The following is a 19,341-nucleotide window of genomic DNA, read 5'->3' on the forward strand; positions in this document are numbered from 1 at the left end:
CCCTGCTCCGAGGCCCGCCACCCGGCGACATTCCACCCTCCGGTGTGGACCGTTCAGGCGGCGATGGTGCGGGCGGTGGCGTACACGTCGGCGGGTAGCGGGTGGGTCAACTCCCAGAGAATCCGCATCGGCCGGTCCCCACTGTGCTCCCGGTACGTCATCGGCCCGGCGTACAGGTACGGCGGTGCGCCCAGGTCACCGTCGGCGATCCGGGTCTCCCGGACGAAGAGGTGCACCGTCGAGCCCCGCTCGACGTGGTGGACGTACCGCTGGCCGGTCGGTGAGTGGGCGGAGGTGGTGCTCTGCGACTCCCACTGGAAGAGCCGGTCGGTGACGGCCCGGTCGGCGTACATCGTGGTGGGGGAGTAGTGCCGCTCCGACTTCACCAGCGTCACGAAGAAGAGGTCGGCCCGCTCCGCCTCCAACCACTTCACGCCCTCCCGCAGCGAGCCGGGGTTGGGCATGCCGAACGCCGCGCACGCCTCGTTGCGGCTGTACCGGGCGTGCACCCGCAGCGGCACCCCGGGCGACGGCGACGGCCCGGTGACCCGGTGGACCCGGCTCCGCAGCACCTCGGCCACCTGGCGCAGCTCCGCGCAGCGGACCGGCTCCGCCCAGAGCCGGGCCAGCCGCTCCTCCCGGGACGACAGACGGGCATTCGGTCCCCACAGGTCGAAGTGCAACAGGTCCCAGCGCCGCCCCGGCTCCGGCCGGTCGCCCGCCGCGACCCGGGCCAGCAGGTCCAGCCGGTCGGGGTCGTCGAGGTGCAGCATCCGGCCGATCGCCCGGCCCAGCTCGCGGTCGTCCGGTCCCGGCGTCGACGTCTCGATGCCGGCGAGGCGACGCAGCCCGGCCCAGCCGCCGAGCGACCCCGACCGGTACACGTCCTCGATCTCCAGCCCGGTCTCCCGCAGGAAGCCGGCCAGGGTGACGTCTCCGAGCTGCCGCAGCTCCGCGACCAGGCCCTTCCGTGAGGTGGGCATCGCCGACCGCAGGTTGTCGAGCACGATGGTCTTGGCGACCCGGTCGAGCTGGATGTGGCAGCCGCTCGGCAGCATCGGGAAGTCCTGCTCGACGGCTTCCCGTACGGCCCGCCGGCTCACTCCGGTCAGTGCCCGCCACCGCAGGTCGAAGCGGAAGTTGGCGTGCTGCCCGCCGATGAAGTCCAGCACCGTCAGGCACGGTTTCCCGTCGTCGAGCCGCAGGCCACGGCCGAGTTGCTGGAGGAAGATCGTCGCGCTCTCGGTGGGCCGCAGCATCAGGATCGTGTCGACCATCGGCAGGTCGACACCCTCGTTGAACAGGTCGACGGTGAACAGTACGCGCAGCCGGCCGGTCCGGAAGTCGCGAAGCAGGCCGTGCTGCGCCGGTCGGTCGACGCCCGAGGTCACCGCCGCCGACGGTACGCCGTGCCGGGTGAACCAGTCGGCCATGAACTCGGCGTGCCCGATGCTGACACAGAAGCCGAGCGCCCGCATCCGCCCCACGTCGACGGCGTCCCGTACCGCCCGGAGCACGATCCGGGCGCGCGCGTCGTTGCCGGTGTAGACGCCTTCCAGGTCCGTCCGCTCGTAGCCCTGGCCACGCTTCCAGCGCAGGTGCGACAGGTCCACGTCGTCGTGCACGCCGAAGTACTGGAACGGCGCGAGCAACTGCCGCTCCAACGCCTCCCACAGGTGCAGCTCCACGGCGGTCCGGCCGTCGAACCACCGCCGTACGTCACCACCGTCGGCCCGGTCCGGGGTCGCGGTCAGCCCGAGGAGGACGCGCGGGCGCAGCCGTTCCAGCAGCCGGGCGTACGTCGGCGCCTCCGCGTGGTGGAACTCGTCGACGATCACCATGTCGTACGCCCCGGGGTCGACCTCCCGACGGTGCAGCGACTGGATCGACGCGAAGACGTGCCGCCAGCCGGCTGGCTCCCGCCCACCGACCAGCAGCTCGCCGAAGCTGCCGTCGGCCATCACCTGACGGAACGTCGCCTGGCTCTGCCGCAGGATCTGCTCCTGGTGCGCGACGAAGAGCAGCGAGTCGACGTGCCCGCCGCGGTGCAGGCGGCGGTAGTCCAGCGCCGCCACCACCGTCTTGCCGGTGCCGGTCGCCATCACCACCAGGTTGCGGTAGCGGCCGTGCACCCGCCGTTCCGCGTCCAGGTCGGCCAGGATCTCCGCCTGGTACGGGTACGGCCGCACGTCCAGGTTCGCGATCGCGGCGCCGCTGTCGTCGGCCCGCTCCCCGCGCAGCGCGGTCCGCAGCCGGTCGGCGTCGCGACCCGGGTGGTACGCCTCGAAGGCCGGATCGTTCCAGTAGTCCTCGAACGTGGCGGCGAACGTGCCGACGACGTGCGGCTGCTCCGGTTCGGCGACCCGGACGTTCCACTCCAACCCGTCGACCAAGGCGGCCTTGGACAGGTTGGACGAACCGACGTACGCACTGCTCAGGCCGTTGGTACGGCGGAACAGCCACGCCTTGGCGTGCAGCCGCGTGGTCCGGGTCTCGTAGGAGACCTTCACCTCGGCGCCCAGCTCGACCAACCGGTCCAGCGCCCGCTGGTCCGTCGCCCCCAGGTACGTCGTCGTGATCACCCGCAGTCGGCCACCCCGGTCGATCAGCTCGCGGACGGCCGGTTCGACGATCCGTAGTCCGTACCACTTCACGAACGCGCAGAGCAGGTCGACCCGGTCGGCCGAGGCCATCTCGCGGGTCACCTCGTGCCCGATCCGGGGCTGGTTCCGCCCGTTGACCAGGAGTGCGCCGGTGGAGAGCGGAGCGGTGGGGCGTACCGGGAAGGTGGGGGACGCGGGCGGCACCGGTGGGGCCGCGATGGCGTGCAACAGGTTCCTGGCATCGGCTACCTGGTCCTCGACCCCGGTTGCGGCCGGCGCGAGCGTGGCGATGCCGGCGGCTATCTGGTTGGCCACCTCGACCTGCCGGGCCAACTGGTCACTGCCACCGGGTACGGCGCGCAACGCCCGCCGGGCGAGGGTGGCGATGTGCCGGGCCAGGACGTCCGGCGCGTCGGCCGGTTCCAGCTCACCGTGCGCGATCAGGGCCGGATCGACGTGTCGTAACCGGTCGGCCAGCTCACGGGTGATCAGGTGTTCGTAGATGCCCCGGGCCGGTTCGGTCACCGGGGCACGGTAGCGAGTGCTGAAGCGGCCTCGTCGCCCTGGGTCACGTCCGACCGAAGTCGGGAACGGTGATCGTCCCGTCGACGCCGAGCGGGAAGCCGGGGTTGTGGGCGATCTCCCAGACGTGGCCGTCCGGATCGGTGAAGCAGCCGGCGTACCCGCCGTAGAACGTCTCCCGCGCCGGCTTGGTGATGGCCGCTCCGGACGCGGCGGCCTTGGCCAGCACCTCGTCGACCTCGTCGCGGGTGCGGACGTTGTGCGCCAGGGTCATCCCACCGAAACCGTCGCCGCCGGGGTCGGTGAAGCCAGCGTCCTCGGCGAGCTTCTGCCGGCTCCAGAGCACGACGGCGAGACCGCCCGCCTGGAAGAAGACGGTCTGCTCGACCTCCTGGCCGCGCCAACCGAGCCGCTCGTAGAAGGCGCGGGCGCGGGCCAGGTCGGCGACACCGAGGGTGATCAGGCTGATCCGCTGCTCCACCTCCACACCGTACCGCCGACGGTCCGGCACCACCGGCGTGTGCCGGCTTGAGGTCAGCTCCGCCCTCGGCCCCAGAGCTGCCTGATCGAGCGACGCTGCCCGGCCGCCTTCCGCTGCCCGGACGGTGGGTAGAGGTACACCTGCACCTCGGGCAGATCGTGGAAGGCCGACTCGATCGCCGGTCTCACGTCGGCCCAGTCCAGACCACCGTTGCCGCAGCCGAGCGGGGGAATCGCCAACGACATGATTTCCAGGTCCCGGACCACCCGGGCCAGGTGGTGTAGCCCGGCTTCGATGTCTGACAGCCGAGAGGTGGTCTGGCAGTGCCCCTTGGTCGGGAAGTTGATGACATAGCGGCGCGGCCCGAGGCGACCGCTGTCGTAGAGGAACACCCGCCCCAGGCGCACGTTGCCCGACGCGCAGGCGGCCCGGTAGCGGGCGTGGTTCTCCGGGTACGCCTGCCGGAAGGCGAGGGCGATGCCCTTGCCCATCACCCCGAGGGTGTTGACGGCGTTGACGAGAGCCTCGGCGTCCGAGTCGAGCAGGTTCCCCTGCCTGATGGTGAGCACACGCCATAGCTATCACCCCGGTACGACGCCAACGGCGTGAGGTTGCGACTGCCGCGATGCGATCAGGAACCTGGTGCGACCAGATCCGGCATCAGTCGCGTGGACTGCAACCTCTGGTAGGCGGCCCTGATGTGGGCGGACGTGAAGAGTCTGGCCTTCCGGCCGTTCCACGCCTGGACCCGGCGGATCAGTTCGTCCGTGTCGGTGGTCGCCGGCTCGAGTCCGGCCGCGTAGTGAACGGTGGCGAGTAGTTCCAGGCTGTACGGGGCAGCGAATCCGGCTACGAGATCACCGAGTCGTTCGACCGAGTCGGGGCATTCCGAGTCGTGCGCCTGGAGCCAGGCGGAGACCGCTTCCGACGTTCCTTCCGTAACCTGGATCGGGCGCAACTCCTCTGTCCGTGCGGAACGGTCGCCGAACCCCATCAGGTAGTGGCCCTCGAGAAGATCAAGGACGTGGTTCAGCCTTTCCGCGTACGGACCGTACTGGCCGCGTACGAAGGAGAGGCGCAGCGGCTCCCCGAGCACCTGGAGGAAGTAGGCGATTTTCTGAATTTCCAGGACGGTGATGCCGTCCCTCGGCTCCAGAGCCCGAGCCTGTTCGAGGTAGCGGTCGATCGCACGCAGCAGGGTGGCCCGGCCCCGGGTCAGCGGTGGCTTCTCGGTGGCTACCGGCATGTCAGCGGGCTCCGGAGGACCCTCGGGCGGGAAGAGTAGTACCCGGATCTCAGGCAGCTCGGCGAAGGCCTGCTCGATCAGGGGCCGGACCTGGCCCCATTCGAGTCCGCCGTTGCCGCAGCCCAGAGCCGGCACTGCCACCGAACTGATCTGCCGTTCGCGTACTACCCGTACCAGATCTGCGAGGCCGTTGCGGATGTCCGACAGCTTGGAACTGGCCCGCCAGTGGCCCTTGGTCGGGAAGTTGATCACATAGCGACGGCAACCCACGAGGCCGGAGTCGAAGACGAACATCCTGCCCAACTCGACATCTTTCGCCGCGCACGCCGCACGGTACGCCCGGTAGTTGGCCGGGTAGGCACGCTTGAACTGCAGGGCGATCCCCTTGCCCATGACGCCTACGGTGTTGACCGTGTTGACCAGGGCATCTGCTTCGGCCGTGAGCAGGTTTCCGTGGCTGATGACTATCACCCGCGCACCTCCCCTCGTCCGAAGCCGTAGTACCAGTCCGGTCTGACACCAACGTACGCGTTGATGATGCCCGCATCGCGGAGGACCTGCCTCAACTGCTCCTCCCGAGCTGGCGTCCGAACGGCGTAGCCGATGACCAGCTCGAGCGGGAACTCCCGGTGCACGAGTAGCTCGGCCATCCGCCTTCGCATCCGGTCCTGGTCTGCCGGCGTGTTCCTCCAGAGTGTTTCCCGCATCAGCGGCCAGTCAACCAGCTCCGGCAGGTCACGCAGAGAGTTGGAGAAGCAGGTGAGCGCCGCCGCGCAGTTGCCGTCGCTGGCGACCCAGTCGAGCCGGGTGGCATGGACCCGATCGACCGAGCTCACGAGGTAGACCAGGGGATCGTCTCCATCGGGGTAACAGTTCGGTTTGCCGTCCCGGTGATCACAGGCGATGCGGTACATCATCGGGGAGCGGGGCGCGTAGTAGAACGGCACGTAGTCGGCGATCACGCCGCCGGGCGGACAGGGCACTCGCTTGGCTCGGCGGCTCGCCTTTATGGCAGCGGAGCCGACGTCGGTCGTCAGGCGTTCACCTACTGCGGAGTCGGCGACAAGTCGCCCGGCGGCCAGGATGGGCGACATGTTGTCGATGTGGGTGAAGTGCATGATTTGTGCCTGCTCGGGCGGAAGGGTCAGCAGGAGGACCATGGATCAGTCGAGCTCGCTGGCATCGATACGAGCCTTCACGTCGGCGTGTTCGGCGAGCAGGTAGAGCAGATTGGAGCCGTCGATCAGTTCCAGCGGCTTGCCGGAGGCGAACTCGTAGGAAGCCGGGCCATAGCCGCTGGTGGTCACCAGAATCCCCTTGGAGGCCCCTTCGTTCTGCAGGGTTCCGAAGAGATCTCGGACTGCCGAGACATCGACGGTGTTGCGATACCTCTTGGCCTGGATCACTACCTTTCCTCCGAAGATCGGGCGCGGGTCGTAGGCAACACAGTCGACACCACCATCCCGCGACGGGCGGGTTTGTTTGGTGTCCAGGCCCATCTTGGCGAAGAGGTTCTGGATCAGACTCTCGAACTCGGTCGGGCTCAGCTTCAGCAGGTTGGGTCGGTGATCGAGGTCCGCGAGGACGTCGACTTCGTCCACGAAGCGCTTGTCGACCATGTCGAACTCGAGGACCGGGCGCACCGGTGCCAGGGCTTCCGGACGCTTCGACACCGAAGCGTTCAGGTGTTGGAGACACGCCGTGGGTTCGACCCTGCTCAGGTTCAGCTCGGCGAACACCTCCCGAGTGGTCCGGAGTGTCACCAGACAGGGCCGGACCGCGGCGCCAGTACGCGGATCTGTCGTATCGACGATGCCGTTGAAGACGACCGTATCCACGAGTCCCGCACGATCGGCCTCGAAAACCTCGTGCACGGTGCGGAGCGTGGCCTGGGCAACGACGTTCGCGTACCGCTCCCGGATCTCCTTGCCGGGACGAGCTGTCGTCGCAATCTCATCGCGAGCCTTCACGTAGCGGTATTCGCGCACGGCGGGGACCACGTCCATGGTCGGAAGGTGGTACTCGATGATGAGCTGGCGTGACTCGGGCACGTACGCCAGCCGGTACTGCTGAGGAAAGTCATCCGGATACACGGAGTTGCTCAGCACCATGCCGAAGTACTCGACGACCGCAGCCGGCTCACCTGCGGCGACCGCCGCTGCGAACCGTTCGACTTCCGCGTTGTGTGCAGCCGCCTCCGTCTCGGTCTTCTGGCAGTGCTGCTGGTATCGCTGGTAGGCGGCGGCCAGCCTGCGCTGCCGGTCGGCCTCTGCCGCTGCATGCTGCGCCTGGGCCTGTCCGAACGCATGCTGTGCCAGGGACACCTGCTGCTGATATTTCGCCTGCCCACCGAAGAGTTTGCCAAGTCCGCCGGGCTCCGGCGGCGCGAACTGGCGCCAGTCGGGAGGAGGCACGGGAGTGCCGAGAGAGCCGGGGTTGAACGGTGGGTGGTTCACCGATTTCTTCAAGCTGTCGAAATCGATGTGATCATCCACGGTCAGCGTCGTGGCAAGCAGGGTGTCAAGCGCCTCGAGATGGCCCAGCAACTCCGAGTTGCTCGCGGCGACTTCGGCCAGACGCGCCTCGACATAGAGCCTCTTGCGCTCACGTGCGTCTTCTGCGGCCGCACGCTGTGCAGCCTTCCTGGCGGATTCCGCCGCGCGAACCAGTTGCTGGTGATGCCGGTAAGCGACAGCCTGGGCCTGTCGCTGTGCGCGCACCTGGCGTGCGTGCGCACGCTGCATCTCCCGGATGATGCCCACGTTCCGTCCTTGTCGAGTGAGGGATGGGGACCCGACACCATAGCGAGGAACCGCGTTCGAGATGACCCTGTGCCGCGCCGGACTTTGGGTAGAGGCGGACGGCAACTCCTCGCGGCCAAGAAAGGCCAGCTCTTGGCCGATGGTCCGGCCAGAATGTCGGATCTTGGACATGGCCCCTTTTCGGCGCGGCTTCTCCGGGACGGCTGGCACCGCCGCTCGTCAACGACTGATCACGCCCAGGAGGCTGACGCCCCTGGCCAGGAGGAACGCTCCGGCGCAGAGCAGCCCGAGGGAATAGATCGCCACCACAGTCCAACCGAGGACAACCGCAGTGGTCGCCATGCCCCGTTGGTCTGCTGCCATCCGCTCGCCATCATGCGGACGGCAGCGGCGGACTCCCGTAGCTTCGCGGACCACCGGTCTGACGCGACGCCGACTTCGGTCGACGATGGGGCTGGGCGTTGTCGAGATGTGGCGCTGGATCGGCCATGGGGCGACGACCTTCAGCTACTGACCGCCGGGACGGGAGCCCGCGCCTCCGGCGGGCCCCGCCGACGTATGGTGGGCAGGTTCGGAGCTGGCCGGTGGAGGCGAGCGGGAGGTGGAGGACGATGCGCGCCGCCCTGGATCTGCCGCCGGCCGTCGAGGCGGAACGGGTCATCACGGCCGTCCTGGCCGACCTGCGCTCCGGCGCGCACCGGGGCGTCGTGGTCGACTCGCCGCCCGGAGCCGGCAAGTCCACCCTCGTGGTCCGGGCCGCTGTCGACCTGGCCGAGGCCGGTGAGCCGCTGATCATCGTCGCGCAGACCAACGAGCAGGTGGACGACCTGATCGACCGGCTCGCCCGCAAGGCCCCCGAGCTGCGGATCGGCCGCCTCTCGGCCGCCGACTACCGGCCGTCGGCGCGGATCAGGGCGCACGAGACGGTCCGGGTCGCCGCGAAGGTCGCCGACCTCGGCGGTCCGGCCGTCATCGTCGGTACGGCCGCGAAGTGGGCCACGGTCGCCGACGGCACCTGGCGGTGGGCGATCGTCGACGAGGCGTACCAGATGCGTTCGGACGCGTTGCTGCGCGTGGCCGGCAGGTTCGAGCGGGCCCTGTTCGTGGGGGATCCCGGCCAGCTCGACCCGTTCTCCACCGTCGAGACCGCGCGCTGGACCGGTCTGACCTGGGATCCGATGCAGTCCGCGGTGGCGGTGCTGCTGCGCCACAACCCGGACCTGCCGGTGCACCGACTGCCGGTGTCGTGGCGGCTGCCCGCCTCGGCCGCTCCGGTGGTCGCGGCGGCGTTCTACCCGTTCACCGGGTTCCGCGCCGGGACCGGCCCGGACGACCGGGTGCTGACGTTCACCGAGACCGGGCCGGGTGACCTCCTCGACGCGACGGTGGAGCTGGCCGCGTCGTCGGGGTGGGCGCTCTACGAGCTGCCCGCCCGGCACACCGTACGGACTGACGGCGAGGCGGCGGCGGCCTGCGCCGCCCTGGCCCTGCGCGTGCTCGAACGCGGCGCGGTGGCGTACTCCTCCGGGGAGACCTCCCCGGTCGACGCGAAGCGGATCGCCGTCGGGGCCGCGCACCGCGACCAGGTCGCGGCCATCCGCGCCCGGCTCGGCGAGGCCGGGGCGGACATCACGGTGGACACCGCCAACCGGCTCCAGGGCCGCGAGTACGACGTGACGATCGTCCTGCACCCACTCTCCGGCCGGCGGGACGCGACCGCGTTCCACCTGGAGTCGGGGCGGCTCTGCGTGCTGACCAGCCGGCACCGACACGCGTGCGTCGTGGTGGCCCGGGCCGGGATCGCGGACCTGCTCGACGCCCACCCGTCGACCGAGCCGGTGCACCTCGACGTCCCGGTCCGCTTCCCGGACGGCTGGGAGGCGAACCAGGGCATCCTGTCGATGCTGAGGCGGACCAGCGTGGCGGCGGGGTCCTCAGCCCTCCCGGTCGACCGCGGGTAGCCCCACCCGGGCGGAATCCTGCTCCGACCGACCGACCGCACGTCCGGGCGGGCGGATCCGGCGTCTCGTGCTCTCCGCACGGCGCGCACCGACAGGGAGGCCCCGGCCCGCCCGCCAGGTGGAACGCCTGGGCGTCATTCTGCGGTCAACCGCGCGTGCTCCCGTTTTGACGAGGTGGAACGTGGCGGGGTTGACCATGGCGACGTCTGGTTGTCCCCACGGCCACCAACGCGTCGGCCCGCCGGCCAACCGGACGCCATGCCAGCCGACCGAGAAGCCTGGAGTACGCGGTGGCGGGACCGGGCTGAGGAGAAGGAGCAACGATGTCAGATCAGACAGGGTTCCGGCGGTTCGGGCCCCGAGGGCTCGTCCTCGTGCTCGGCGTCGCCCTCGCGGGGGTGGCCGTCCCGGCGAGCCCGGCCTCGGCCGCCGTCCCCGGCCTCATGAGGATGACCGCGACCAGCGCCAGCAGTTCCTTCAACTACCAGAGCGTCACCGCTGTCTGTCCGATCGGAAAGGTGCTGGTGGGGACGGGGTACGAGATCCTCGGCGGGAACGGTGAGGTGACGGTGGACGACTTCCGGATGAACGGCGGCCCCACCACCGCCCCGACCGCGGTGACGGTGGGCGCGTACGAGGTCGACGAGTACGCCGAGAACTGGACGGTCAAGGCGTACGCGGTCTGCGCGGACCCGATCGCCGGGCTGGTGCGGGTCGCGGCGACCACCCCGGACGACTCGACCGACTTCAACACCGTCACCGCGACCTGTCCGGTGGGCAAGGTGCTGACCGGTTCCGGGTTCGAGTTCAGGGAGGTGGTCGGTAAGGGCATCGTGGACGACCTGCGGCCCAACGGCACCCTCGCCAGCGCTCCGACCGCGGTCACCCTCGGGGCCTACGAGGCTGACCCCTTCTACGGTGACTGGACGGCGACCGTGTACGCCGTCTGCGCGGACCCGATCCCCGGGTTGGTGCAGGCCACCGCGATCAGCGTCCCCGCCTCGACCGACTTCACCAACGTCGTGGCCGTCTGTCCTCCGGGGAAGGTGCTGCTCGGCGGAGGTTTCGAGCTGAGGGACGCGTTCGGTGAGGTCGTGGTGGACGACTTCGCTCCCGGCGGTGGCCCGGCCACCGCGCCTGTGTCCGTCATCACCGGCGCGTTCGAGGAGGACCCCTACGACGAGGACTGGACCATCCGGTCGTTCGGGATCTGCGCGAGCCTCTGACGACTGTTCGTGCTGTGCCGCCCCCGGGAACGGGGGCGGCACAGCTTTGCCGGCACCTCGTCTGACATTGCCGGCAAGTACCGAAAAGGTAGGAATCAGTCGGTTACCTGTCGTAGTCGTCTTCCGGATAATGCCAGCTCGCCCGACTACCTAGAGTCAGCGCGTCATGGCAGTGGCCCCGGACACCAGAGGCACGCGGTGCCGCAACCGGGGTAGCGGAACAGGAGCAACGATGTCAGATCAGACAGGGTTCCGGCGTAACGGAACCCGCGGGCTCGCCCTCGCGCTCGGCGTCGCCGTCGTGGGGGTCCTCGCCCCGGCGAGCCCGGCCTCGGCCGCCGTCCCCGGACTGGTCCGGATCTCCGCGACCAGCGCCAGCAACTCGAGCGACTTCCGGAGCGTCACCGCCACCTGTCCGGTGGGGAAGGTGCTGGTCGGAACGGGGTACGAGATCACCGGGGCGACCGGCGAGGTGGTGGTGGACGACTTCACTCCCAACGGTGGCACGCTGACCGCCCCCACCGCCGTCACCGTGGGGGCGTACGAGGCGGACGCGTTCGCCGGGAACTGGACCGTCACCGCGTACGCGATCTGTGCGAACCCGCTGGCCGGGCTGGTGCGGGTCTCCGCCCTGAGCCCCACCGACTCGAACGACTTCCACAGTGTCACCGCCGCCTGTCCGACCGGCAAGGTGCTGACCGGAGCCGGGTTCGAACTCACCGGGGTGACCGGTGAGGGCGTCGTGGACGACTTCCGTCCGAACGGGGGCACCGTCAACGCGCCGACGGCGGTGACCGTGGGGGCGTACGAGGCGGACTCGTTCGTCGACAACTGGACTGCGGCCGCGTACGCGATCTGTGCGAACCCGGTCGCCGGGCTGTCGCGCATCACCGTGCTCAGCGCCATCGACTCCGGCGACTTCCGCAGCGTGGTCGCCGCGTGCCCGACCGGCAAGGTGTTGACCGGTGGCGGATTCGAGGTGAACGGCGCCACCGGTGAGGCCGTGGTGGACGACTTCACTCCCAACGGTGGTGTGGCGACCGCGCCGGTGTTGGTGGTCTCCGGGGCGTACGAGGAGGACCCGTTCGCCGGCAACTGGGACATCCGGTCGTTCGCGATCTGCGCCGACCGCTGACGCTCGACGCGACGAGGAGTCGTCCCACCCCGGGGCGGCTCCTCGTTCCGTGCGCCGTCGACGTCTCCGCGGTTGGACGTCCCGTCCGGCGCACCGTCTGCCGGCGCTCCGACCCGACCGGCCGGTACGATCCGGGCCACCGTTCGCCCCCTGGTGCGGGTCCCGCCGCGAGGTAGCCTCACCGCCGACATCGCCCTGGCCGGCCATCGGGTTCGTCGCTGGTGGCCCCGGGCGGATCGGCGCAGGTCAGCCGGGTAACCGGGTGGGCGGCGTTTCTTTTCCGAAGGGGGACGGACATGGCGGCCGTGCGGCTGGAGCCGTGGCAGGAGGGCGACCTCGACCTGCTGCGGCGGATCAACACACCGGAGATGAAGCGGCACCTGGGCGGCCCGGAGACCGAGGAGAAAGTCCTCGCCCGGCACCGGAAGTACGTGGAGTTCGCCGGCACCGGTCAGGGCTGCATGTTCCGGGTGGTCGCGTCGCCGGAGGGCGAGGCGGTCGGCAGCATCGGCTACTGGGAACGCGTGTGGCGCGGTGCGACGGTGTACGAGCTGGGCTGGTCGATTCTGCCGGCGTACCAGGGGCGGGGGCTGGCCACCGCCGCGCTCGTCGCCGCCGTCGCCGAGGCCCGCGCCCGGCGGACGCACCGCCACGCGCACGCCTTCCCCTCGGTCGACAACGGCCCGTCGAACGCGGTCTGCCGCAAGGCCGGGTTCACTCTGCTCGGCGAGACCGACTTCGAGTTCCCGCCGGGCCGGTTGATGCGCTCCCACGACTGGCGGCTGGACCTCACCGCCGGGCTGGGGTGGTAGCAGGGGACCCCTGCACGACAAAAAGCGGTAACAGGGGACCCCTCCTACCACCAAACCCCGCACCAAGCGCGGACCCTCAGGCGGGCATCCAGTCGAAGGTGTCGGGGTGGGCGCCCTGGCGTCCGCTCTCGCCCCGGTCGAGGGCGCCGATCCGGGCCATGTCGTCGTCGTCCAGGGCGAAGTCGAAGATACGGAAGTTCTCCGCGATCCGCTCCGGCGTGACCGACTTGGGGAAGACGACGTCGCCGCGCTGGATGTGCCAGCGGAGCACCACCTGGGCCGGGGTGCGCCGCAGTCTCCCGGCGATCCCGGTCACCACCGGATCGTCCAGCACCTTCCCCTGGGCGATCGGCGACCACGCCTGCGTGACGATGCCGTGCTCCCGCCCGTACGCGCGGACCTGCTCGTTGCCGAGGTACGGGTGCACCTCGACCTGGTTTACCGCCGGCACCGTCCCCGTCTCGGCGGCGAGGCGCTTCAGATGCGGCACCTGGAAGTTCGACACGCCGATCGAACGGGCCCGGCCGTCGGCCTTGAACTCCTCCAGCGCCTGCCAGGTGGAGACGAAGTCGCCGTCGTAGAGCGTCGGCAGGGGCCAGTGGATCAGGAACAGGTCGACGTAGTTGAACCGCAGTTCGTCGAGGGTCGACTGGAACGCCTTGCGGGCGTCGTCGGGGCGGTGGAAGGCGTTGCTGAGCTTGCTGGTGACGAAGACCTCCTCCCGTTCCAGCCCGGAGGTCCGGATCGCCTGCCCGACCTCGGACTCGTTGCCGTACATCTGGGCGGTGTCGATATGTCGGTAGCCGACGCCCAACGCCTCCCGCACGGCGGCGACGGTGTCCCGTGGTTCGATCTGGAACACCCCGAAGCCGAGCTGCGGGATGGTGTTGCCGTCGTTGAGCCTGATGTCCGGAATCGTGTTGGTGGCCATGCCACTCCCTCTGCGCCTGGTCGCGGTCTCCCGGTGCTGTCGTACCCCGCCTGCCCGGGGGCTCACCTGCCACGCGCGGTGGATGTCTACCGGGCGACGAGGAGGAGCAGGCTGCGACCGCGCAGCAGGTAGGAGGTGCCCTGGCCGCCGATCGGCGCCTCCGACCCGGGCACGGCGACCTGGTTCGGCCCCTCGGCCCAGCTGGCGGTGTCGGTGACCCGGTACCACTGCTTTCCGGCCCCCGGTGACGGGAGGGTGAAGTTCACGTCCCCGGACCAGCCGTTGTAGCCGACGTAGACCGCCGACGCCGGGTCGCCGAACTCGGTGCCGTCGATCCGCCAGCCGAGCGCGTGGTTGCCGGCGTTGCCCCAGTACGCCGCGTCCGGGACGCTGCCCGCCGGGGTGAACCAGGCGAGCTGGGCCATCCCGTTGCCGTTGGTGTCGGCGGCGGAGTAGAAGTTCACCGGCCGCAGTGCCGGGTGGGCGTGGCGGAAGGCGGCCAGCCGGGAGGCGAAGGTCCGGAAGGTGGTCTGGTCGGCCGTCGGGCTCCAGCCCAGCCAGTTCGCCGACGAGTCGAGGTTGTACGGGTTGTTGTTGCAACGGATGCCGCGCAGCACCTCGTCCCCGCCCGTGATCATCGGGGTGCCGGCGGAGAGCATCAGGAACGCGTGCCCGTTGCGGGCCGCCCGGCGCTGGTCGGCGGCGATCCCGCCGTGGTCCCAGGAGATGTTGTCGTCGGTGCCGCCGTCCGACGGTCCGTACGGCCACGGCTGGTTGTTGTTCTTGCTGTTGCAGGCGTACAGGTCGGCCAGGGTGAACCCGTCGTGGGCGACCATGAAGTTGACCGAGTTCCAGGGCCGCCGCCCGTCGTCGCCGTACAGGTCGGAGGAGCCGGCGAACCGGTCGGCGAGCTGCCCCGGGGTGACCGCGTCGACGCCGAGCTTGTTCTGGTCGCGGCGCAGCGTGTCCCGGTACCGCCCGTTCCACTCCGACCAGCCGGCGGGGAAGTTCCCCACCTGGTACGTCCCGTCCCCCAGCGCCCACGGCTCGGCGATCCAGTCCACGCCCGCGCCGCCGCCGGCCGGTCGGGGCGGCATCTCCCGGGTGATCCGGTTGAGCGCGGTGTTCGGGTCGGTGCGGCTGTACGAGAAGCAGCCGTGCTGGCAGGTGTTGCCGAGCACCGAGGCGAGGTCGTGGCGGAACCCGTCGACCCCGAGCACGTTCTTCCAGTACGCCAGCGAGTCGACGATCAGGTCCTGGGCGACCGGGTGGTACGTGTTGTAGTTCCCACCGACACCGGTGTTGTCCCAGGACGACTGCCGGTCGGCGGTGAGCGAGTAGTAGGTCGGGTTGTCCAGCCCGCGCCAGGAGAAGGTGTTGTAGACGTTCGACCCGCCGGCGCTGTAGACGCCGCCCTCGCCGGTGTGGTTGTAGACCACGTCGACCAGGACCTTGATCCCCGCGTCGTGGAACGCCTTCACCATCTGCTGGAACTCGCGGGTGGGCCCGCCGGGGGAGCGGTCGTAGGCGTAGCGGCGGTCCGGGGCGAAGTAGTTGAGGGTCATGTAGCCCCAGTAGTTGTCGCCCGAGGTGCCGGTGGGGTCGACGTCGTTGGTGTCGTTCTGCGTCTCCTGCACCGGCAGGAACTCCACCGCGGTCACCCCGAGCGAGGCGAGGTAGCCGGCCTTCAGCGCGGCGCCCCGGTAGGTGCCCCGGTAGGCGGCCGGCACCGAGGGGTCGTTGCGGGTCAGCCCGCGCAGGTGCACCTCGTACACGAGGTCGTCCTTCAGTGCCCGGGTCGGCCTGCTGCCGACGTCCGCCGGGGTGGCGGCGAGGACGACACCCTTGGCCGCGTGCGGGCCGCTGTCGATGGTCCGGTACGTCGGCCCGGTGGCGTACACCGTCTCGTTGGTCATGCCGGCGCGGAGCGGATCGTGGCTGATCTCCCGGGCGTACGGGTCGAGCAGCAGTTTGTTCGGGTTGAACCGGTTGCCGGCGGCGTCGACGTCGGCGACGAAGCCGGCGGACGAGCCCTTGGTCCAGGCGCTGCTGTACGGCCAGTTCGGCCCCCAGGCCCGGTAGCCGTAGTAGACCGTGCCGGCGATGCCGGCGGCGCGCAGAGCGGCGACGTCCACGGTGGCGCTGAACACCCCGGCGGAGTCCCGGGTGAGCAGGTAGGCGGCGTTCTCACTCGTGCCGGTGGGGTTGGCGTAGAGGTTGACGGTCATCCGGGTGGCGGCTCCGGAGTGGACCCGGAAGGTGATCCGCGATCCGGTGCTGTCGTACCGCGCCCCGAGGGCGCGGGCGTCGATCGCGGCGGTGGCCGGTGCGGGCGCGGTGACCAGGGGCGCGGCCAGCGCGGCCACGGCGGCCAGCGCGGCGGCGAGTCCGGCGGCGAGGGTGGCCCGGGTACGCCGGGCGCGAGGTGTGGGCATGGGCCTTCTCCGACGTCCGGGGTCCGGGTGCCGCAAGACCTTGCAGCGATTGCCGGAAAGATAACAGCCGATTTCAATGCGGTAAAGGGGCTCGACTGTCATCGATGGGATGCGGCCGGTCCCGGCAGGGCCGGGACCGGCCGTGGTCGGTGCGGGGTCAGCCCCAGATCGAGGGGGCCCACTCCGGGTGGTCGATGAACGGGTTGCGGTTGCCCTGCCAGCGCTCGTAGATCCGCTGGTTGCGGCGCTTCTCGAAGGCGTCCGGCGGGTCGGCCTGGTGCCACTGGAGCAGCACCGCCATCTTCCCGTGGTACGGCGCGGTGCCGTTGTTTACCGAGTTGTTCATCTCGAGGTTGGGCCAGCCGTCGTTCCCCTCGTACCGGATGGCCATGTACATGATCATGCGGGCGACGTCGCCCTTGACCGCGTTGCGCGGCTCGAACGAGTCGGCGTCGGTGTAGTTGCCGGGGGCCTCGCCGACCGTGCTGCCGCCGAGGTCGAAGTCCTTGTTGCCCCGGGTCGAGTTCACCGTGACGTCCTCCGGGCGCAGGTGGTGCACGTCGGTGCCGGGGCCGGTCGAGGTGCCGAAGTCGCCGTGCGACTTGGCCCAGACGTGCTCGCGGTTCCAGTCGTCCACGCCGCCGCCGTTGCTGCTCTTGCTCTGCGAGCGTCCGGTGTAGAGCAGGATGACGTTGTTGGTGTTCGCCGGGTCCTGGTCGGTGTCCTTGAGCGCCTCCCACACCTGGTCGTACGAGAGCTTCGTCTGCACCCTGATGATGGAGTGCAGCGAGCTGCGCAGCGCGGTGCCGGTCTTGCCGATCGCGGTGGCGTAGTACGTCGAGTCGTAGTCACCCCCCGGGACGGTGCTGGTCGGGACGGGGGTGGGGGACGACGTCGGGGACGGCGTGGTGGTGCCCCCGAGGCTCATCGCGGTCGGGTTCTTCAACCCGCCGTGGCTGAAGTAGGCGGTCAGCGTGCCGGTCGCGGTGATCTGCCTGCCCCGCAGGTCCGGGTTGGTGAGCAGCCCGAACGTGCTCCGGTACGCGGTGGTCACCTGGACGTAGAGCATCCGGCCCGTGCTGGTCTCGGCGGCCGAGTCGGCGATGGCGATCGCGGTGTCGGCGGTGAAGCCGGACCGGAGCACCGTCGTGGTCGACGTGGGCTGGCCGATGACGTACCCGGTCACGGTCGCCGTGCGGCCGTCCTGTGTGGCGAGCGCCTGGCTCACGGTGAGGGCGGTCGCGGCCGAGGCGGAGGTCACCACGATGGGTACCGCCACCGCCACGGCCAGTGCGATGGCAGTGATCATCCGCCCGGGTCGCGAGCGGGCCATGCTCCTAATATTCATGGTCAGCGATGCTATCGGCCGGGGTGAGCACTCGGGAAGATCATCCGTTGGACATTCTGACCGACGCCGGATTCACCACCGACGAGGCGAAGCGCATCGTCGACCGGTTGATCGAGGGCGTGGACAACCGCACCGACCAGGGCCCGGACCGCATCGACGTCGAGTCGCTGTCGCCGGAGAAGCAGCAGGCGTTGAACCAGTTCACCCTGGCGGTGGCTGCCGACAACTGACCGACCCGTGCGCCCCCGGGGTGGGCGCCCCGCCACGGGTCACCGGCGGGCCAGCCGGGACCGGCGGTAGCCATAGAGGGCGTAGACGACCGCCCCGAGCAGGAACCAGAGGCCGAAGCGCAGCCAGGTCTCCGCCGCCAGGTAGGTGATCAGCCAGAGCGAGAAGAGCGCACCGATCGCCGGTACCACCGGCATCCCGGGCAGCCGGAACGTCCGGGGAGCGTCCGGGCGGCGGTAGCGCAGCACGATCACCGCGACGCAGACCACCACGAAGGCGAGGAGGATGCCGATGTTGGTCAGCTCGGCGGCCTGCCGGATCGGCAGGAACCCGGCGATCACCGCCGAGCCGACGCCGACGATCCAGGTGACCCGGCTCGGCACCCGGCGTACCGGGTGCAGCTTGGCGAACCAGCCGGGGAGCAGGCCGTCCCGGCTCATCGAGTACCACACCCGGGTCACCCCGAGCATGAAGGTGAACATCACGGTCAGGATGCCGATGATCGCGCCCACCGCGATCACGCTGGCCAGACCGGAGAGGCCGACCGAGGCGAACGCCGAGGAGAAGCCGCTCTCCGGGTCGATCTCGGTGTAGTTCTGCATGCCGGTCAGTACCAGCGTCGCCAGCACGTAGAGCACCATCGAGATGGCCAGGGAGTAGAGGATCGCCTTCGGCATGTGCCGGCGGGCGTCCTTCGACTCCTCGGCGGCGGTGCTCATCGCGTCGTAACCGAAGACCGCGAAGAAGACGGTCGCGGCACCGGTCAGCGCGCCACCGAAGCCGAACGGGAAGAACGGTGAGTAGTTCTCCGTCCGTACGTGGAAGAAACCGACCACGATCACCAGGAGCACCACGGCGACCTTCAACCCGACCACGAAGGTCTCGAAGCGGGCCGCGTTTCGGATCCCCTGATTCAGCAGGAACGCGATGAGCAGGCAGAGCAGCACGGCGAACAGGTCCACCACCCGACCCTCGCCGGTGCCGGGTGCGCCGAGCATCCAGGCCGGCAGCTCCAGTCCCAGCTCGCCGACGAGGAAGTTGAAGTAGCCGGAGATGCCGATCGCCACCACCGCCACGATCGCCGTGTACTCCAGCAGCAGGTCCCAGCCGATGAACCAGCCGACCGCCTCGCCGAGCACGGCGTACCCGTAGGTGTAGGCCGAGCCGGCCTTCGGGATCATGCCGGCGAACTCCGCGTACGACAGCGCTGCCGCCGCGCTGGCCACCCCGGCGATCAGGAACGACAGCAGGACGGCCGGACCGGCCGTCTCGTTGGCGACCGCGCCGGCCAACGCGAAGACGCCCGCGCCGATGATGCCGCCCACCCCGATCGCGGTGAGCTGCCAGAGCCCCAGCGACCGGGCCAACCCCTCCCCGGCCTCCTCGGTGATCTCCTCGACCGGTTTGCGGCGGAAGATGCCCGTCCCGCCACCGACGTCCCGTCCGGAGGTCATCGTCGTCCTCCCTCACCCGATCCCGTTGTGGTGCGCCCCGGTGCCGCTCGGACGCGGCGCCAATACCCCGGACGCATCCAACGGAATCAACCCCTGGGAGCGGGCGGGGAAACGGCCTGCGGCGCGCTGTCTCCCACCCGCTGCCCGGCGGTCACCCGGTCGTGCCACAACGCGCCGCCGCCGACCACCACCGGCGA

General features: G+C 70.0%; 16 protein-coding genes. 5 read left to right on the forward strand and 11 right to left on the reverse strand.

Annotated elements, in window-relative coordinates; all coding sequences use genetic code 11:
* Positions 1 to 53: 53 nt before the first annotated feature.
* The 7 genes from IGA62_RS18265 to IGA62_RS18295 all read right to left on the reverse strand — a co-directional run bounded on the left by IGA62_RS18265 (position 54) and on the right by IGA62_RS18295 (position 7,977).
* Positions 54 to 3,128, reverse strand: a complete 3,075-nt coding sequence (locus IGA62_RS18265; protein ID WP_145819619.1) for a DUF3427 domain-containing protein — start codon at positions 3,126 to 3,128, stop codon at positions 54 to 56.
* 43 nt (positions 3,129 to 3,171) lie between these two features.
* Positions 3,172 to 3,606, reverse strand: a complete 435-nt coding sequence (locus tag IGA62_RS18270; protein WP_145819618.1) for a VOC family protein — start codon at positions 3,604 to 3,606, stop codon at positions 3,172 to 3,174.
* 53 nt (positions 3,607 to 3,659) lie between these two features.
* Positions 3,660 to 4,175 (reverse strand): macro domain-containing protein, encoded by a 516-nt coding sequence (locus IGA62_RS18275; RefSeq protein ID WP_145819617.1) that lies wholly within the window; start codon positions 4,173 to 4,175, stop codon positions 3,660 to 3,662.
* Positions 4,176 to 4,237: 62 nt separating this feature from the next.
* Entirely contained in the window at positions 4,238 to 5,323 is a 1,086-nt protein-coding gene (darG, locus tag IGA62_RS18280) for a type II toxin-antitoxin system antitoxin DNA ADP-ribosyl glycohydrolase DarG (protein ID WP_145819616.1), read from the reverse strand.
* Positions 5,320 to 6,012, reverse strand: a complete 693-nt coding sequence (gene darT / locus IGA62_RS18285; RefSeq protein ID WP_145819615.1) for a type II toxin-antitoxin system toxin DNA ADP-ribosyl transferase DarT — start codon at positions 6,010 to 6,012, stop codon at positions 5,320 to 5,322. Before darT ends, darG begins: the two co-directional genes overlap by 4 nt.
* Positions 6,013 to 6,015: 3 nt before the next feature.
* A complete protein-coding gene (locus IGA62_RS18290; protein ID WP_145819614.1) occupies positions 6,016 to 7,614 on the reverse strand; it encodes a restriction endonuclease in 1,599 nt (532 codons plus the stop codon).
* 219 nt (positions 7,615 to 7,833) lie between these two features.
* Complete coding sequence (locus IGA62_RS18295) at positions 7,834 to 7,977, reverse strand: hypothetical protein (protein WP_186500020.1); 144 nt, start codon at positions 7,975 to 7,977, stop codon at positions 7,834 to 7,836.
* 248 nt (positions 7,978 to 8,225) lie between these two features.
* On the opposite strand from IGA62_RS18295, the gene IGA62_RS18300 reads away from it, so the two are divergent.
* From IGA62_RS18300 to IGA62_RS18315, 4 genes are all read left to right on the forward strand, one after another.
* On the forward strand, positions 8,226 to 9,575 hold the full coding sequence (locus tag IGA62_RS18300) for an AAA domain-containing protein (protein ID WP_145819613.1): 1,350 nt from the start codon (positions 8,226 to 8,228) through the stop codon (positions 9,573 to 9,575).
* A gap of 323 nt (positions 9,576 to 9,898) precedes the next feature.
* Positions 9,899 to 10,801, forward strand: a complete 903-nt coding sequence (locus tag IGA62_RS18305; RefSeq protein ID WP_145819612.1) for a hypothetical protein — start codon at positions 9,899 to 9,901, stop codon at positions 10,799 to 10,801.
* 232 nt (positions 10,802 to 11,033) lie between these two features.
* Complete coding sequence (locus tag IGA62_RS18310) at positions 11,034 to 11,936, forward strand: hypothetical protein (protein WP_145819611.1); 903 nt, start codon at positions 11,034 to 11,036, stop codon at positions 11,934 to 11,936.
* A 296-nt stretch (positions 11,937 to 12,232) separates the two neighbouring features.
* On the forward strand, positions 12,233 to 12,748 hold the full coding sequence (locus IGA62_RS18315; protein ID WP_145819610.1) for a GNAT family N-acetyltransferase: 516 nt from the start codon (positions 12,233 to 12,235) through the stop codon (positions 12,746 to 12,748).
* Between the two features lie 76 nt (positions 12,749 to 12,824).
* Here the strand turns inward: IGA62_RS18315 and IGA62_RS18320 are convergent, their stop codons facing one another.
* From IGA62_RS18320 to IGA62_RS18330, 3 genes are all read right to left on the reverse strand, one after another.
* A complete protein-coding gene (locus tag IGA62_RS18320) occupies positions 12,825 to 13,679 on the reverse strand; it encodes an aldo/keto reductase (RefSeq protein WP_145819609.1) in 855 nt (284 codons plus the stop codon).
* 86 nt (positions 13,680 to 13,765) lie between these two features.
* On the reverse strand, positions 13,766 to 16,114 hold the full coding sequence (locus IGA62_RS18325) for a glycogen debranching protein (RefSeq protein WP_145819608.1): 2,349 nt from the start codon (positions 16,112 to 16,114) through the stop codon (positions 13,766 to 13,768).
* Positions 16,115 to 16,271: 157 nt separating this feature from the next.
* Entirely contained in the window at positions 16,272 to 17,462 is a 1,191-nt protein-coding gene (locus IGA62_RS18330) for an endonuclease (RefSeq protein ID WP_145819607.1), read from the reverse strand.
* 47 nt (positions 17,463 to 17,509) lie between these two features.
* On the opposite strand from IGA62_RS18330, the gene IGA62_RS18335 reads away from it, so the two are divergent.
* On the forward strand, positions 17,510 to 17,692 hold the full coding sequence (locus IGA62_RS18335) for a hypothetical protein (RefSeq protein WP_145819606.1): 183 nt from the start codon (positions 17,510 to 17,512) through the stop codon (positions 17,690 to 17,692).
* 39 nt (positions 17,693 to 17,731) lie between these two features.
* Here the strand turns inward: IGA62_RS18335 and IGA62_RS18340 are convergent, their stop codons facing one another.
* Positions 17,732 to 19,144: an amino acid permease gene (locus IGA62_RS18340; RefSeq protein ID WP_145819605.1), complete on the reverse strand. Its 1,413-nt coding sequence runs from the start codon at positions 19,142 to 19,144 to the stop codon at positions 17,732 to 17,734.
* Positions 19,145 to 19,341 lie beyond the last annotated feature (197 nt).

Origin of the sequence: Micromonospora sagamiensis, from assembly GCF_014680085.1 — a bacterium.
GTDB classification, from domain to species: Bacteria; Actinomycetota; Actinomycetes; order Mycobacteriales; family Micromonosporaceae; genus Micromonospora; species Micromonospora inyonensis.

Bases quoted from the DNA above. Each gene is read 5' to 3' on its own strand.
- IGA62_RS18320 (WP_145819609.1), bottom strand. From the start codon at position 13,679: ATGGCCACCAACACGATTCCGGACATCAGGCTCAACGACGGCAACACC.
- IGA62_RS18310 (WP_145819611.1), top strand. From the start codon at position 11,034: ATGTCAGATCAGACAGGGTTCCGGCGTAACGGAACCCGCGGGCTCGCC.
- IGA62_RS18305 (WP_145819612.1), top strand. From the start codon at position 9,899: ATGTCAGATCAGACAGGGTTCCGGCGGTTCGGGCCCCGAGGGCTCGTC.
- darT (WP_145819615.1), bottom strand. From the start codon at position 6,012: ATGGTCCTCCTGCTGACCCTTCCGCCCGAGCAGGCACAAATCATGCAC.
- IGA62_RS18300 (WP_145819613.1), top strand. From the start codon at position 8,226: ATGCGCGCCGCCCTGGATCTGCCGCCGGCCGTCGAGGCGGAACGGGTC.
- IGA62_RS18330 (WP_145819607.1), bottom strand. From the start codon at position 17,462: ATGAATATTAGGAGCATGGCCCGCTCGCGACCCGGGCGGATGATCACT.
- IGA62_RS18295 (WP_186500020.1), bottom strand. From the start codon at position 7,977: ATGGCAGCAGACCAACGGGGCATGGCGACCACTGCGGTTGTCCTCGGT.
- IGA62_RS18325 (WP_145819608.1), bottom strand. From the start codon at position 16,114: ATGCCCACACCTCGCGCCCGGCGTACCCGGGCCACCCTCGCCGCCGGA.
- IGA62_RS18340 (WP_145819605.1), bottom strand. From the start codon at position 19,144: ATGACCTCCGGACGGGACGTCGGTGGCGGGACGGGCATCTTCCGCCGC.
- IGA62_RS18315 (WP_145819610.1), top strand. From the start codon at position 12,233: ATGGCGGCCGTGCGGCTGGAGCCGTGGCAGGAGGGCGACCTCGACCTG.